The 13700-nt window shown below is 73.8% G+C and carries 15 protein-coding genes; all 15 read right to left on the bottom strand.

What is annotated here, in order from left to right; genetic code table 11:
* Window positions 1-70: 70 nt before the first annotated feature.
* Window positions 71-1105, bottom strand: a complete 1035-nt coding sequence (locus IEZ10_RS20145; protein ID WP_229811449.1) for a beta-ketoacyl synthase N-terminal-like domain-containing protein — start codon at window positions 1103-1105, stop codon at window positions 71-73.
* A 29-nt stretch (window positions 1106-1134) separates the two neighbouring features.
* Entirely contained in the window at window positions 1135-1494 is a 360-nt protein-coding gene (locus IEZ10_RS20140) for a hypothetical protein (protein ID WP_189248060.1), read from the bottom strand.
* A 24-nt stretch (window positions 1495-1518) separates the two neighbouring features.
* Window positions 1519-1923 (bottom strand): hypothetical protein, encoded by a 405-nt coding sequence (locus IEZ10_RS20135; protein WP_189248059.1) that lies wholly within the window; start codon window positions 1921-1923, stop codon window positions 1519-1521.
* Window positions 1923-2285: a hypothetical protein gene (locus tag IEZ10_RS20130; RefSeq protein WP_189248058.1), complete on the bottom strand. Its 363-nt coding sequence runs from the start codon at window positions 2283-2285 to the stop codon at window positions 1923-1925. The genes IEZ10_RS20135 and IEZ10_RS20130 overlap by 1 nt, the downstream gene beginning before the upstream one ends.
* On the bottom strand, window positions 2282-3214 hold the full coding sequence (locus IEZ10_RS20125; RefSeq protein WP_189248057.1) for an alpha/beta hydrolase: 933 nt from the start codon (window positions 3212-3214) through the stop codon (window positions 2282-2284). The genes IEZ10_RS20130 and IEZ10_RS20125 overlap by 4 nt, the downstream gene beginning before the upstream one ends.
* 102 nt (window positions 3215-3316) lie before the next feature.
* Entirely contained in the window at window positions 3317-4111 is a 795-nt protein-coding gene (locus IEZ10_RS20120) for an SDR family oxidoreductase (protein ID WP_189248056.1), read from the bottom strand.
* A complete protein-coding gene (locus IEZ10_RS20115; protein ID WP_189248055.1) occupies window positions 4111-5007 on the bottom strand; it encodes a beta-ketoacyl synthase N-terminal-like domain-containing protein in 897 nt (298 codons plus the stop codon). The genes IEZ10_RS20120 and IEZ10_RS20115 overlap by 1 nt, the downstream gene beginning before the upstream one ends.
* Before the next feature lie 34 nt (window positions 5008-5041).
* Complete coding sequence (locus IEZ10_RS20110; protein ID WP_189248054.1) at window positions 5042-6244, bottom strand: beta-ketoacyl synthase N-terminal-like domain-containing protein; 1203 nt, start codon at window positions 6242-6244, stop codon at window positions 5042-5044.
* The gene (locus IEZ10_RS20105; protein WP_189248053.1) at window positions 6241-7173 is read right to left on the bottom strand and encodes an acyl-CoA thioesterase family protein; all 933 of its coding nucleotides are present in this window, start codon (window positions 7171-7173) and stop codon (window positions 6241-6243) included. Before IEZ10_RS20105 ends, IEZ10_RS20110 begins: the two co-directional genes overlap by 4 nt.
* Window positions 7170-7976, bottom strand: coding sequence for an alpha/beta fold hydrolase (locus IEZ10_RS20100; protein ID WP_189248052.1), 807 nt, complete (start codon window positions 7974-7976; stop codon window positions 7170-7172). The genes IEZ10_RS20105 and IEZ10_RS20100 overlap by 4 nt, the downstream gene beginning before the upstream one ends.
* The gene (locus IEZ10_RS20095; RefSeq protein ID WP_229811448.1) at window positions 7973-8914 is read right to left on the bottom strand and encodes a beta-ketoacyl synthase N-terminal-like domain-containing protein; all 942 of its coding nucleotides are present in this window, start codon (window positions 8912-8914) and stop codon (window positions 7973-7975) included. Before IEZ10_RS20095 ends, IEZ10_RS20100 begins: the two co-directional genes overlap by 4 nt.
* Window positions 8911-10086 carry a beta-ketoacyl synthase N-terminal-like domain-containing protein gene (locus IEZ10_RS20090; RefSeq protein WP_189248051.1) on the bottom strand — a complete coding sequence of 392 codons (1176 nt, stop codon included), beginning with the start codon at window positions 10084-10086 and terminating at the stop codon, window positions 8911-8913. The genes IEZ10_RS20095 and IEZ10_RS20090 overlap by 4 nt, the downstream gene beginning before the upstream one ends.
* Complete coding sequence (locus IEZ10_RS20085) at window positions 10083-11312, bottom strand: beta-ketoacyl-[acyl-carrier-protein] synthase family protein (RefSeq protein WP_189248050.1); 1230 nt, start codon at window positions 11310-11312, stop codon at window positions 10083-10085. Before IEZ10_RS20085 ends, IEZ10_RS20090 begins: the two co-directional genes overlap by 4 nt.
* A 1-nt stretch (window position 11313) precedes the next feature.
* Window positions 11314-11568 (bottom strand): acyl carrier protein, encoded by a 255-nt coding sequence (locus IEZ10_RS20080; RefSeq protein ID WP_189248049.1) that lies wholly within the window; start codon window positions 11566-11568, stop codon window positions 11314-11316.
* Window positions 11569-11988: 420 nt separating this feature from the next.
* Window positions 11989-13527: an MFS transporter gene (locus IEZ10_RS20075; RefSeq protein ID WP_189248048.1), complete on the bottom strand. Its 1539-nt coding sequence runs from the start codon at window positions 13525-13527 to the stop codon at window positions 11989-11991.
* Between the last annotated feature and the right edge of the window lie 173 nt (window positions 13528-13700).

Raw genomic sequence — 13700 nt, 5'->3', positions numbered from 1 at the left:
GCCGCGACTCTCAGGTGGTCGGCCGCCGCAGCCGCGGCTTTCATGTGTTCGGCCGTCGCGGACGCGGCGCTCAGGTGGTCGGCCGTCGCAGCCGCAGGACGGCGGCCGCGGCCACGCCGTCGTGGTCGACCGCGGTGACGACGGCCGTACGGGGGGCAGGCTCGGGGTGGTTCTCCGCCGCGGCCAGCACCGCGGCGACCTGGAACGCCGCGGAGGCGGCGGAGGTGTCGCCGATCACCTCGGCGCACGGCACGGTCTCCGCGCCGGGCAGCGCGGCACGCGCGCCGTCGGCTTCGCCGTCCATGCCGGAGTGGCTGAGCAGCGTGACGTCGTCCGCGGTGACGCCGGCGCGCGCGAGGGCGCGGGCGACCAGGCCGGTGACGGTGGGGCCGACGGCGGCGGGTTCGTGGTACACGGCGGTCTCGACGCCGAGGACCTCCGCCGGGCCGTCGCCGCGGCGTTCCAGCCGCAGCACCGCGCACCCCTCGCCGAGCAGGCCGGCGGGGGTGCGGGCGCGGTGCTCCAGCCACGCGCGGGCGTGGGAGAACTCCTCCACCGCGCCGACCAGGACCGCCTCGGCGTGGTCGTTGCGCTGCAGCCGCAGGGCGTAGCGCAGGGCCAGCAGGCCCGAGGCGCGTCCCGCGGCGAGGGTGACGTTGGGCCCCTGGATCCCGTGCCAGATGGCGCACTGGCCCGCGGCGCAGTTCATCACCGTGTTGGGGAAGCGGGCCGGGTCCACCAGGTGGGGGCGCGCCCCGGTGAGCGAGTCGCGGGTGAAGTCCATGATGCTCTGCGCGCTGCCGGTGCTGGTGCCCAGCACCAGCGCGGTGCGCTCGTCGCCCCGGGCGCCGTCGAGGAGCTGCCCGACGGCCGTGACGGCCAGGCCGGTGACGCGGTCCATCGACCGGGTGCCCTTGCGGCCCAGGACGGCCTTGACGTCGAAGCCGGGGACCAGGCACGCCTCCTCGACCGGGGCGTCCCAGCCGGGGTCCACCGGCGCCGCGGCGGTACGGCCCGCGCGCAGGCCCTCGGTGAACGCGGCGCGGCCCATCCCCAGCGGGGAGACCGCGGACCAGGCGGCGATGACGGGGTGAGTGGTGGTCACCGGATTCTCCTTCGAGAGGAACAGGGCGTTCAGAGGAACCAGACGGCCCGGTAGTCGGACCAGCGGGCGGCGCCGCGCACCACGCCGGGGAGCAGCGGGACGTCGCCGGGCACGCCGGCGGCGTCGAGGTCGGCGTCGGCGACGGAGACCGCCACTCCCTCGGCGAGCAGCGTGCGCAGCGACGCGCGCGGGTCGGGCAGGGTGTCCACGCCCGCCGCGGGCCCGACGGGCCCGGCGTCCACGGCGTAGGTCACGGCGAGGCCGCGCAGGCTCAGGTCGAGCCCGCCGAGCTGGCGGTTCAGCTCGCGCACGAGGTAGAGCACGTCGGCGAACTGGGTCTCGACCGAGCCCCGGTAGCCGCGTTCGACGACGGCGAGGTAGCGGGTCATGTCGGATCACTCCGGAGAAGCACGTCAGATCACCCCGAGGAAGATCGTTTTGCCCGCCGCGGCCACGTGCTCGCCGAACTTGAACGGCGGGCGCACCCTGACCTGGGGGATGTGGGAGGAGACGCCGCGTTCCTCGCCGCAGAACCGGCACGAGTACCAGGTGACCAGGCCGCTTCGCGACTCCAGCAGGTCGCGCACCACGGCGGCGGTGGAGGGGTGGTCGCGCGACCAGTCCACGACGTTGCGCGGCTTGGTCTCTCCCAGCGACCGCTGGGTGAGCATGGTGGCGTAGCCGCAGGTCCACACCTGGACCGTGCCGCCCCGGTCGACGAGGGCCTCGGTCAGGCGCAGCGCGCTGGTCAGCAGGTCGGAGCAGTGCGGCGCCCCCATGATCGCCAGCAGTACGTCGGTCTCGGGGATCCGCGCCATCAGTGCCACACCACCCGGACGCCGGGGTCGAGCAGCAGGGCCGCGACCCGGTCCATCTCCACCTGTTCCGTCCCGCCGGCCGCGGGGACCTTGGAAAGGGCCCGCTGCTCGACGGAGAAGCGGTCCACCCAGACCCCGGCCCCGAGCCCCACCAGCGTCTCCACCTCCGGCAGCGGCCGGCCGACGGCGGCGGTGACCCCGTCCTGGAGGAGGAGGACGCACACCCGGTCGCCGCCGCGGGCCAGGTCCACGGCGTCGGCCAGGAAGCGGGCGCACGCCGGGCCCTCCCACGGGCCGCGCGTCTCGATCAGCAGGTGCGCGCCCTGCCGGGGGTTCCTGTTCGCCTCGTGCCGGGGGTTCATGTCGCCTCCCCGAAGGCGCGGGACAGGAAGCCGACGACCCGTTCGCGGTACTCCTCGCGGTCCAGCCGTACCGCGTTCATGTGCTGGGCCTCGGGCGCCACCCAGCGCTCGGCGCCGGGGTAGCGCCGGGCCACCCGCATGACCTGGCCGGCCGGGACCACCGGGTCGTTGGCGCCGGCGATGAACATCAGCCTCGTCCGCACCCCGGGCAGCGGCGGCGGCCAGTTGCGGACCGCCAGCATCCGGGTGCCCGCCAGGGTGAAGGCGAACCGGTAGAGGCCGTAGGCGCCGGGCCGCTTCCACTCCTCGCCCAGCGTGCCCCAGCGCAGCGACGCGAAGTGCCGGAAGCCCGAGGGGATGTCGTACATGGGGCCGCTGTCGCAGATGACCGCGGCCACCTCGGGCCCCTTCCCCTTCAGCGCGTACACCGCGGGCCAGGTGGAGAAGGAGAACGCCAGCACCGCCAGCCTTCCCTCGCCCATCTCCGCGTCGGCGGCGACCGCCGCGAGGACGTCGCGCAGGTCGCTGGTGAACCGGCTCGCCATCCGGCCGAGCCTGCGGTCGGAGGAGCTGCCGCCGTGGTTGCGCAGGTCGTAGGCGAACACGTGGTGGCCGGCGTCGTGCAGCAGCCGGATGTGGTCGAGCACCGCCGACCTGGTGCGGCCCATGCCGTGGCACACGACCACGGTGTGCGGGCCGTCGCCGGGGACGAACCAGCCGTCGAGCCGCACCGCGTCGCGGGAGGTGGTGACGCTCACCGGGCGCATCGCCATCCCCTTGTGCGCGGGGGTACGGCCGGGCCGGCCCGGCGGGGGGTGGTAGACGCGGTGGGCGTCCTGCACCCCGAGCCGGATCGCCGGCCACCAGGTGCGCGCGGCGGTGAGCGCCGCGCGCCTCCCGGAGGCGGCCGTACCGGTTGTGTCGATCACTGCTCGGCTCCCTGCTGGTCGTCGTGCCGTCCGTCGTGCCGCCCGTCGTACGGTCCGTCGTGCCGTCCGTCGTGTGGTCGGCGGCCGGTCCGCGGCGGCGGGTCAGGCGGTGAGGTGCTCGCCACCGTCCACCCCGATGACGTTTCCGGTGATCCACGAGGAGTCCGTGCCGGACAGCAGCACGACCGCCTCGGCGACGTCCTCGCAGCGGGTGAGGCGGCCGTGCGGGTTGGCGCGCACCGCCACGTCGATCAGCCGCTCGTGCTCGGGGATGCGTTCGAGCGATGGGGTGACGGTGACGCCCGCGCGCAGCGAGTTGGCGGAGACGCCCTCGGGGGCCAGCTCCAGCGCCAGCTGGCGGACGTGGGACTCCAGCGCGCACTTGGCCGCGGAGACGCCGCCGTAGTTCGGCGAGACCTTCTCGTCGCCCGCGCTGGTCATGGCGAAGATCTTCGAGCCGGGGCGCAGCAGCCCGGCGCGGTGCACGTCCTGCGTCCAGTAGACGAGGCTGTGCGCCATCACGTTCAGCGTCATGTCCATCTGCCGGGGGGTGAACGCCTTCTTCGGGTCCCCGGCGATGAACGGGACCAGGCTGCCGAACGCCAGGGAGTGCATCAGCGTCCGGACGCCCGCCTCGCCCACGAGGCCGGCGAACTCGGGCACCAGCTCGGCGCGGACGCGCGCGTCGGCGGCGTTGCGGTTGAAGAAGTGCGCCCGCACGCCCTGCGAGCGCAGCTCCTCCTGGAGGATGGCGACCTTCTCCTGCCGTTCGGCGGTGTCGAAGTGGACGCCGAGGACGTTGCCGCCGGCCCGCGCCCAGGCCCGCGCGGTGGCCTCGCCCATGCCGCTGGACGCGCCGAGGATCAGGCACCAGGTGCCCTGCAACGAGGTGATCATCAGTTCCCTCCGGGGGTGACGAGCGCGAACGCGACGTTTCCCTCCGCCGCCGCGGTGGCCACGAGTGTGGGTCCGTCCCAGGTCAGGGCGGCGGCGACCTCCGCCGCCGGCCGCAGGCAGCCCGCCCCGGCGGGGACCTCGGTCATCTCCGCGCGGGCCGAGAGGGCTCCGGCCAGGGCAGTGCCGACGGGTGAGGAGTCGACGACGGCCCGTACGGGGACCCGCCCGGACCAGCCGAGCACCGGCTCCAGCAGCCGTTCGGCCCGCCGGGCCAGCTCGTCCGGCGGTCCGGCGGGCGGCAGGAACGCCGTCCGCACGGCGCAGCGGCCCAGCGCGTGCCCGCCGCGGGCGGCGACCGCGCCGGCCGGTTCGAGGACCAGGGCGACCGCGCCGGCCTCGCCGCCGTCCCCCGGCTCGCCGGGATCGGGCGGCTCCTCTGCCGCGCCCGCGACCAGCCAGCTCGCGCGGCCGAGCGCCACCGACCGGGAACCGGCCTGTACGGCCTCCAGCCCGGCCACGCGCGGGCTGGTGAGGGTGAGGTTGAAGCCCTTCAGGGCGTGCTCGGTGGCGAGCCTGCTGCCGAAGAGGTTGATCGAGAAGTACGGCGCGGTGGCCGGGCTCAGGTCGCCGGCCCCCGCGTCGATGATCGTGCGGTCCATCCGGGCGTGCAGGGCCGAGGCGGCGCAGTTGGTGCCGACGGCCGCGGCGCGCGCGTCCTCCGGCACCGACGCGAGCCCCTCCCCCGCCGCCGCCAGGGCGCGCTTGACCGCCGCCAGCAGGTACTGCGAGGCCGTCGGCAGGTACTTGTAGCCGCGAGGCCCGAGTTCGGTGCGGTGGTCGAAGCCGCCCTCCGGGTCGACGACGGCCGCCGCGGTCACCACCAGGTCGACGCTCACGAGCCGGCCTCCTGGAACAGGAGGGAGACGTTGTTCACGAGCCGGCCTCCTGAAGCACGAGGGAGACGTTGTTGCCGCCGAAGGCGTAGGCGTTCACCAGGACCGACGACCCTTCCAGCGGCACCGGCGCGTCCGGCAGCAGGACCGGGCACCGCGGGTCGGGCTCGCCCCGCGGCACGCTCGGCGGGATCTGCCGGTTGGCGATGATCAGCGCCCCGGCGAGGGCGGCCAGCGCGCCCGCCGCGCCGCCGGTGTGGCCGACGAGGGCCTTGAGGCTGTACAGCGGCGGCCCCTCGGGGCCCAGCACCTCGGTGAGCACGCCGCTCTCCACGACGTCGTTGAGCTGGGTGCCGGTGCCGTGCGGGATCACCGCGCCGACGTCCGCGGGTTTGATCCCGGCGTCGTCCAGCGCCTGGCGCATCGCGCGGGCGATCTGGCCGCCGCCCGGCTCCGGCGCGGTGGAGTGGTAGGCGTCGCAGCTCCAGCCCGCGCCCGCCAGGGCCGCGTAGCGTTTGGCCGCGCCGCGGGCCTCGGCGTGCTCGGCCGACTCCAGCACCAGGATCGCCGCGCCTTCGCCGAAGACCGTTCCGGCGCGCTCGCGGTCGAAGGGCCGGCACCGCAGCGGGTCGATGGCGCCCAGCCGGTTGAAGCAGCCGAGAGCCACCCGGGAGTACGCCTCGACGCCTCCAGCGATGACCACGTCGGCCTCGCCGGAGCGGATCAGGTCGGCCGCGATGGACAGGCCGAAGCCGCTGGCGGCGCAGGCGTTGCTGACGCTGGTGTTGGCGCCGGAGGCTCCGAACCGGGCGCCGATCACGGCGGCGGGTGAGAACACCGGGGCCCACCGGGTGCCCGGGGGCGCGCCGTCGAGGTGCCAGCGCTCGTGCAGGCCCGAGTCGCCCATGCCGGTGCCCACCACCACCGCGACGCGCGACGGGTCGGCCACCGCGTCCAGCGTCGCGTCCGGCCCCGCGCCCAGCCCCGCGTCGGCCAGCGCCTCGGCGGCGGCGGCCAGCGCGTACCTCGACGCGTCGCCCAGCGGCAGCCCGTCGCACTCGGCCGGGTCGGCCGGCACGTCGGCGTCGGGTACGGAGTACATCAGCGGGTGCTCCATGTCGGCGTGCGGGTCGGCCGCGCGGCGGGGGGCGCTGCGGGCGGCCCGCATGCCCGCCCAGAAGGCGTCGGTCCCGGCTCCCGTGCAGGACAGCACGCCCAGGCCGGTGATGAGCACGGTCATGCCGGCCGGCCCCGCAGCGCCGCGAGGACGCGCTCGTCGAAGTTGACGAGGCTCCAGTCCCTGCGGTCGTGGAAGACCGCGTACCCGTGGGTGATCGTGCCGGTGGCGGTGCGCACCAGCTCGCCGTCGCGGACGACGTAGGTGTCCATCCGGGAGGTGTAGGTGACGTCCTTGAAGATCTCCTCGACGGTGTAGACGATGTAGAGGTCCTCCTCCATCCACGCCTCGTCGAGCTGGACGATCCCCGAGCGCGGGACGACCGGGATCCACCTGCGCTCGTCGAGCAGGGTCTTGATGGAGATGCCGCGGTCGGCGAGGAAGCGGTCGACCACCTCCTCCATCAGCCGCAGGTAGCCCGACATCTGCAGGCGCTCGTTGTTGTGGCAGTAGGGGTAGGGGATGCGCCACTTCCAGCCGTAGGCGTTGCGGCCCTCGGTGAGCCCGGCGAGCACGTCGTCCCCGGCGGCGGGCCCGGTCCCGGTGCCGCCGATGCGGTCGACGGCGAAGGGCGCCAGCTCGGCGGGCACGGTGTCCTCCGGGGAGACGTAGGTCTCGCGGCGCAGCGTCACCTTCACCTTGGAGGTGACGTCCTTGCCGGTGCCGCCCTCCTTGGCGACGACCAGTTTGAACGCGAGGCCGTCGCCTGAGGGGGTGATCGTGGCCACGGCGACGTCGTCGAGGTGGAAGGCGTTGAGGATGCGGGTGTCGATCTCGGTGATCTCCAGGCCGAGGCCGTACTCCTCGAACAGGAGCCTGGACGGCAGGCCGGCGGCGCGGAAGTGCTCCAGCACCGCCTCCTCGACCAGGTAGTTCACGTGCTTGAAGCCGATCCAGGTGTTGATGTTGTTGCCTTCGTAGCGGGGACGCAGCGTCACCGTGGTGGTGTCCGTCCGCAGCGCCTTGACGGCGGTCTGAAGGTCGATGCTCACGTGAGGGACTCCAATGCTCGGTCGTGAAGGATGTCGCGGAGGAACCCGTCGACCAGTGCCGCGAACTCCTCGGCCCGCTCGGCCATGACGAAGTGGCCGCAGCCGGCGACCACGTGCGCCCGGGCGTCGGGCAGTGCCCCGGCCAGGGCGATCGCGTCGGCGGGGAACGCCGCGAAGTCGGTCTCGCCCGCCACCACCAGGCACGGCACGTCGATCCCGGCCAGCGGCAGGTGCGGGGTGCGCAGGTAGGTGTCGAAGAAACGCACCCACCCGTACGGCCCGACCCTCTCCCGGACCTTCAGCGCCATGTCGGTCTGGAGCCGCGGTTCGAGCCTGCCGCCGGAGCGGACCCGGATCCCGTCGGCGAGGATGCGGTGGAACTCGTTGAGGTAGTAGTCGATCGCGGCCCAGTCGAAGTCGTCGGCGGAGGGCCGGTAGAACGGCGAGACCAGCACGACCGCGCGCGGCAGGTCGGCCGTCGCGGCGAGGTGGGCCAGCAGGGTGTTCGCGCCGAAGGAGTGGGCGACCACCACGTCGGCGCCGCCGGGCACCCGGGCCATCGCCTCGGCGGCCCACCGGCCCACGTCGTCCCGCTCGGCCCAGCCGGGGACGCCGCCGCCGCGCCAGGGCAGCTCGGCCACCCACAGCTCGCAGTCGCCGGAGGCCAGCCGGACGAACCGCTCCCAGCTCGTGCCGCTGCTCGCCAGGCCGTGCATCAGCAGCACGCGGACCGGGCGGTGCTCCGCCGGGTCGCCGGCCGGGCGCGCCCTGCGGACGATCACCGGTTCGTCCAGGTCGGTCATCGCGCCGCACCCCCGGCGGGCAGCAGGAGCATGCTCGCCGCCGCCTCGTGGCCGTCGTTGCTGACCAGCACCGGCGTGTCGGCGCCGGCGCGCAGCAGGCCGGCGGCCGCGGCGCACTGCATGACGCCCAGTGCGCCGCCGCACCGGCCGAACGGCTCGGCGAGGTCCCTGCGCGCGGCCTTGGCGAGGCCCGCGAGCGGCGCCTCGCCCCGGAAGCCCTCGGGCACGAACCAGGTGCCGGCCTCCTCCTCCAGCACGCCGGCGACGGACTCGGCGAGGCTTCCGCGGCGGGCGTAGCGGCCCAGCGGCACGCCGTGCCGGCCCGCCCGCAGCACCACCCCGGCGGCGCCGTCGAGCAGGCCGGCGGTGCCGGTGTAGCGCTCGGTCACGGTGTTGGCGACTTCGACGCCGACCACCAGGGCGTACTCCGCGCGCCCGGCCCGCAGGACGGTCGCCGCCCAGTGGACGGCGTCCAGGCCCGAGGTGGCGCCGTTGCACACCATCAGGTTGGGCCCCCTGAGACCGAACCTGATCGCGATGCTGGAGGCGACGACGTTGCTGGAGGCGTTGGGCAGGTCCATCGGGCTGGTGCCGACGACGCCCTCGTCCTCGATGGTCGCCGAGACGGCGCAGACGGTGTCCAGGTTGCCCAGGTTCGAGCTGGCCAGGACGGCGACGTCCTCGCCGGGGACGGTCAGCGCGCCGTCCGCCCACAGCCCGGCGTCCACCAGCGCGTCGTGCGCGGCGACGAGGCCGAGCTGGGTGGCGCGGTCCTTGTAGCGCAGGCCCTTGCGGCCGATGCGGGCCGCGGGCTCGACCGGCGCGCCCGGTCCGGTGTCCTCCGTCGCGGATCCGTCCGCCGTGGACCCGTCCGCCGCGAGCCCGTCCGCCGTGGAGACGCCGGGCAGCGCGGCCCCGATGCCGATGACGCCGATCACGATGCGGTCCTCTCAACGATCGCCACGGCGTTGACCCCGCCGAAGCCGAAGGCGTTGACCTGCGCCAGCGACATCTCCGCCGGCTCGGCGCGGTCGCGGACGAACCGGAAGCCCGCCGCCTCGGCCACCGGCTCGTTCAGGCCGACGGTCGGCGGCACGCGGCCCTCGGCGAGGGCGCGGACGGCCGTCACCAGGCCCAGCAGCCCGGACCCTCCGGAGGTATGGCCGGTCATGGACTTCACCGCGGTCATCATCGGCTTGCCCGCCCACTCCGCGAACACCTCGGCGATCGCGATGGCCTCGGCCTCGTCGTTGAGCAGGGTGCCGGTGCCGTGCAGCATCACCAGGTCGACGTCGGAGGGCTTGATGCCGGCGCGGGCGTGCGCCTGGCGCACCGCGCCGGCGATCCCCTTCGGGTCGGGGGCGGTGACGTGGAAGGCGTCGCAGGAGACGCCGACCGAACGCAGCAGGCCGCGCGCGGCGGGGGCCCGGCCGGCGCCGGAGCCGCCGGACGCGCGCAGCACGACGGCCGCGGCGCCCTCCCCCATCAGCACGCCCCTGCGCATCCGGTCGAACGGCCGGACCGCGTCGGGCGGTTCGGCGTGCACGCGGTCGAGCAGGCCGTGCATGCTGGTGGTGATCCCGTCGACGCCCGCGACCACCACGGTCTCGGCGCCGCCGGTGGCGAGAAGGTCGGTGGCCAGGGCGAGCGCGTAGAGCGACGCCGAGCAGGCGTTGGAGAACGTGTAGGTCGCCGTCGCGCCGAACCGCTCGCGCAGGGCGGTGCCGAAGTGCAGGCGGGCCAGGTCGCCCGTCTCATCGGGTACGGTCCCGCCGCGCCCGGCGCGGTTCCACCACAGCTCGGCCGAGCGCAGCTCCCGCAGCCCCGTGCCGACCAGGACGGGCACCTCCGACAGGTCCTCGCCGACGCCCGCGTCGGCGAGGGCCTCGGCGACGGCGTCGAGCAGCCAGCCGGTGGCCCGGCCGGGAAGGTCGTCCCCGCCCTCCGGGCGGTCGTCGATCTCGTAGGCGTGGGTGACGCGGAACCTGTCGCGGGGGAACGACCGCAGCCCCGCCAGCCCGCTCCGGCCGGCGCACAGCGCCTCGAACACCTCGCCGGTTCCCCTGCCCACGCTGCACACCGCGCCCGTTCCGGTCACCAGCCACGTCACGCCGCACGCTCCGGGTACTTGCCGAAGATGGTCACCGCGTTGTTGCCGCCGAAGGCCAGGCCGTTGTTCTGCACCACGGTCAGGTCGGCGTCGATCGCCGTGTTGGGCACGCAGTCCAGGTCGATCTCGGGGTCGGTGCGCTCGTGGTTGATCGTCGGGGGGACGAACCCCTCGGTGATCGCCAGCGCGCAGCCGATGGACGCCAGGGCGCTGGCGGCCCCCATCGAGTGGCCGATCATGGACTTGAGGGAGACGGTGCGCGGCGGCCGGTCGCCGAAGACCTGGTGGATGGCGCCCGCCTCGGTGACGTCGTTGGCCTTGGTGCCGGTGCCGTGCGCGGAGATGAGGTCCACCTCCTCCGGCTTGACCCCGGAGTTGTCCAGCGCCAGCCGCATGCACCTGGCCACGCTCGACTGGTTGGGGGCCACCGGATGGTCTGCGTCGCAGCTCAGGCCGTATCCGAGCACGACGGCGTAGATGCGGGCGCCGCGCGCCAGCGCCGAGCGCTCGCTCTCCAGCAGCAGCACGCCGGCGCCCTCGCCCGTGAGGATGCCCTTGCGGTCGGCGTCGAAGGGCTGGCAGCGTTCCGGCGCGATGGTGCCGAGCCGGTAGAAACCGGTGAAGGTCTTGCGGCACAGCGCGTCCGCCCCGCCAGCGAGGGCGAAGTCGACCTCGCCGCCGCGCACCGCGTCGAAGCCGTAGCCGATGGCGTAGTTACCCGCCGAGCAGGCCGTCGGGATGGTGACGGCCTCGGTGTCGGTCAGCCCGAACTCCCGGGCGACGGCCGCGGACAGCCGCCCGGCGGGGACCCGCCGGGCGACCACCGGGTCCATCGCCTGCGGGCCCTGGCCGACCTCCGTCTCGACCAGGCTGTCGAGGTCGCGCGACTCCCCGTCGGTGGTCCCGATGGTCACCAGCGACCGTGATCCGCGCAGCCGTTCCACGGGCAGCGAGGCGTCGTCGATGGCCATCCGCGCCGCGGCCACCGCGAACTGGCTGGCGCGACCGAGCTCGTCGGGGTTCAGCGTGCGGATCCAGTCCCGGGCGGCGAATCCGGTGATCTCACAGCCGTTCGCGTGGTCGAACCCGGTCGTGTCGAAGGCGGTGATGGGACGGGCGGTGTTCCGGCCGGCGCGCAGGCCGGCCAGGAACGCGTCCACGCCGAGACCCATACTGGACACGACGCCCAGCCCGGTGATCACTACCCGATTGGCCGTCTCGGTCATGTCAGTTCCAGCCGGCGCTCTCGGCGACGACCGCGTAGACGCCCTCGATGTTGACCATGCGGGGCAGCTCGCTCTGGTCGATGGTGACGTCGAACTCCTTCTCCAGGGAGGCGAGGATCTCGATCGCACGCAGCGAGTCGGCGTTGTGGTCCTCCTTGAACAGGCTGGTCTGCGTCACCTCCTCGGGTTCGATCTCGAGGATGTCGCAGACGATCTCCTTGATCCGGGAAACGCGCTCTTCCACCATCGCCGTCATGGGTTTCTCCGAAGTCCCGATTTGAATGGACGTCCCGAGAGTAATCCGGCGATGGACCGGGCAGGCGTCCCCTTTCCGCAAGCTGCCATCCGCGGCGGTTCGGTGGCATATTCCTGACAGCGGATCGCGAAATCGACAGAAATCCATGACGGACAAGAAAGGTGAATTGTAAGAATTTCCCGGATGCGCCCGCTCCGTGAAACGCGAAAAGGCCCCGGCCGGCTCCGTGAAAGGAGCCGGACGGGGCCGTGCGGGCCAGGAAAATGTATTACCGGCCGGCGGGGAATCAGAAGGATTTCTCAACCGCCGGGGAAGGGCGGCGCGCTGAGTCGCGGGGCGGTCGCCGTGAGGCGGTGCGGAGACCGGGGAAAGCGGCGGGAAAGGCCGCTCGCCGCATGCGGGACGGCGGCGGCCGGAAGGTCACGCCCGGCCGCGCCGGCCGCGGAAGAAGAAGACCACCACGAAGACGCCCGCCAGCGAGACGGCGGCGCCCACGACGGTCGTCACGTGCATGGCGTGGACGAACGACGCGTCGGCGATGTCCGCGAGCTGCGGGAGCCGTACCTGGGCGGCGACCGCGCGGGCGGCCTCGGCGGACTCCTCGGCCGCGGCGCGGGCCGGCTCCGGCAGCGGGGGCAGCTTACCGGCCACGTCGCCGGAGTAGGTCATCGACAGGACCGAGCCCAGCACCGCGACGCCCAGGACGCCGCCGATCTGGCGCATCGCGTTGTTCACCGCCGAGCCCGAGCCGGAGCGCTCCGGGGGCAGGGAGGCCATGATCGCCTCGGTGGTCGGGGCCATCACCGCGCCCAGGGCCAGGCCCTGCACCACCATCAGCAGGGCGAACCAGCCCAGCGGGGTGTCGATGTCGAACCAGACGTAGGCGTAGAAGGTGATCACGGCGACGAGCATCGCCGTGGCCACGACGGGCCGGATGCCGAACCTGCGTACCAGCACCGCCGACAGGGGGGCGCCGATGATGACGCCCGCGGCCACCGGCGCGAGGGTGAGGCCGCACTCCAGCGGCGAGAGGCCCCGGGCGCCCTGGAGGTAGAGGTTGGAGTAGAACATGGTGCCGGTGAGCCCGAAGAAGGTGAGCATCACCGACACGCTCCCCCCGGTGAACCCGGCGTCGCGGAACAGCCGGATGTCGAAGCTGGGCTCGCGGAGGCGCAGCTCCACCAGCACGAACGCCAGAAGGAGCAGCACGCCGAGGGCGATCGGGCCGAGCACGCCGAGCGTCGCCCAGGTGCCCTGGTGGCCGCCCTCGATCACCCCGTACACCAGGGCGAACAGGCCGGCGGTGGACAGGATCATGCCCAGCGGGTCGAACCTGGACCGCCTGGCGGTCTTGCCGCCGGCGATGAAGGCGTAGCTGCCCGCGATGCCCAGCAGCACGAACGGCACGTTCACCAGGAAGATCGAGCCCCACCAGTAGTGCTCCAGCAGCGCGCCGGAGACCAGGGGACCGGCCGCGATGGCCAGGCCGCTGGAGCCCGACCAGACGGCGACGGCGGTCGCCCGCTCCTTGCCGTCGAAGGTCTGGTTGATGATCGCCAGGGTGGCCGGCATGACCAGCGCGCTGCCCAGGCCCATGACGCCGCGCGCGACGATCAGCGTCTCGGCGCCTCCGGCGTAGGCCGCCCAGACCGAGGACGCGCCGAAGACCAGCATTCCCAGCACGAGCGTCGCCCGGTACCCCTGCCGGTCGCCGATGACGCCGCCGGTGAACAGCAGCGCCGCGAAGATCAGCGTGTAGGAGCTGATGCTCCACTGCAGTTCGCTGGGTGAGGCGCCGACGCCGCGCACCGGGTCGGCCAGCGTGCTGAGGGCGACGTTGAGGATCGTGTTGTCCAGCCACACGGTGAGCTGGGCCACGACCAGGACGGCGAGGGCGAGCCATCGCCTGGAGTCGCGTGTCGCCTGTTCTCCGGCCGCGACGGCGGGCTGAGCGGTCATGCCCGGAAACGTAAAGTATCCGGACGTTTCACGGCGCGGCGTGACAAGAAGCTGCCACGCCTCTTGCGCCGGCGCGGGAAACCCGGTGGGGCGGCCCGCGTCCGGGGAAAGAGCCGGAGCCCGATCCCGCTTTCCGCGTCCCCGACGTTCCGCGCGCGGGGAATTTCACATTA

This window comes from Streptosporangium pseudovulgare (assembly GCF_014648055.1).
In the GTDB taxonomy this organism is placed as follows: domain Bacteria; phylum Actinomycetota; class Actinomycetes; order Streptosporangiales; family Streptosporangiaceae; genus Streptosporangium; species Streptosporangium pseudovulgare.
The sequence above is the reverse complement of the archived record's forward strand: the minus strand, read 5'-3'. Positions and strand labels throughout refer to the sequence as shown.

Coding starts and splice junctions, on each gene's coding strand:
- IEZ10_RS20140 (WP_189248060.1), bottom strand. CDS start 1,494: ATGACCCGCTACCTCGCCGTCGTCGAACGCGGCTACCGGGGCTCGGTC.
- IEZ10_RS20135 (WP_189248059.1), bottom strand. CDS start 1,923: ATGGCGCGGATCCCCGAGACCGACGTACTGCTGGCGATCATGGGGGCG.
- IEZ10_RS20130 (WP_189248058.1), bottom strand. CDS start 2,285: ATGAACCCCCGGCACGAGGCGAACAGGAACCCCCGGCAGGGCGCGCAC.
- IEZ10_RS20120 (WP_189248056.1), bottom strand. CDS start 4,111: ATGATCACCTCGTTGCAGGGCACCTGGTGCCTGATCCTCGGCGCGTCC.
- IEZ10_RS20110 (WP_189248054.1), bottom strand. CDS start 6,244: ATGACCGTGCTCATCACCGGCCTGGGCGTGCTGTCCTGCACGGGAGCC.
- IEZ10_RS20100 (WP_189248052.1), bottom strand. CDS start 7,976: ATGACCGACCTGGACGAACCGGTGATCGTCCGCAGGGCGCGCCCGGCC.
- IEZ10_RS20085 (WP_189248050.1), bottom strand. CDS start 11,312: ATGACCGAGACGGCCAATCGGGTAGTGATCACCGGGCTGGGCGTCGTG.
- IEZ10_RS20080 (WP_189248049.1), bottom strand. CDS start 11,568: ATGACGGCGATGGTGGAAGAGCGCGTTTCCCGGATCAAGGAGATCGTC.
- IEZ10_RS20075 (WP_189248048.1), bottom strand. CDS start 13,527: ATGACCGCTCAGCCCGCCGTCGCGGCCGGAGAACAGGCGACACGCGAC.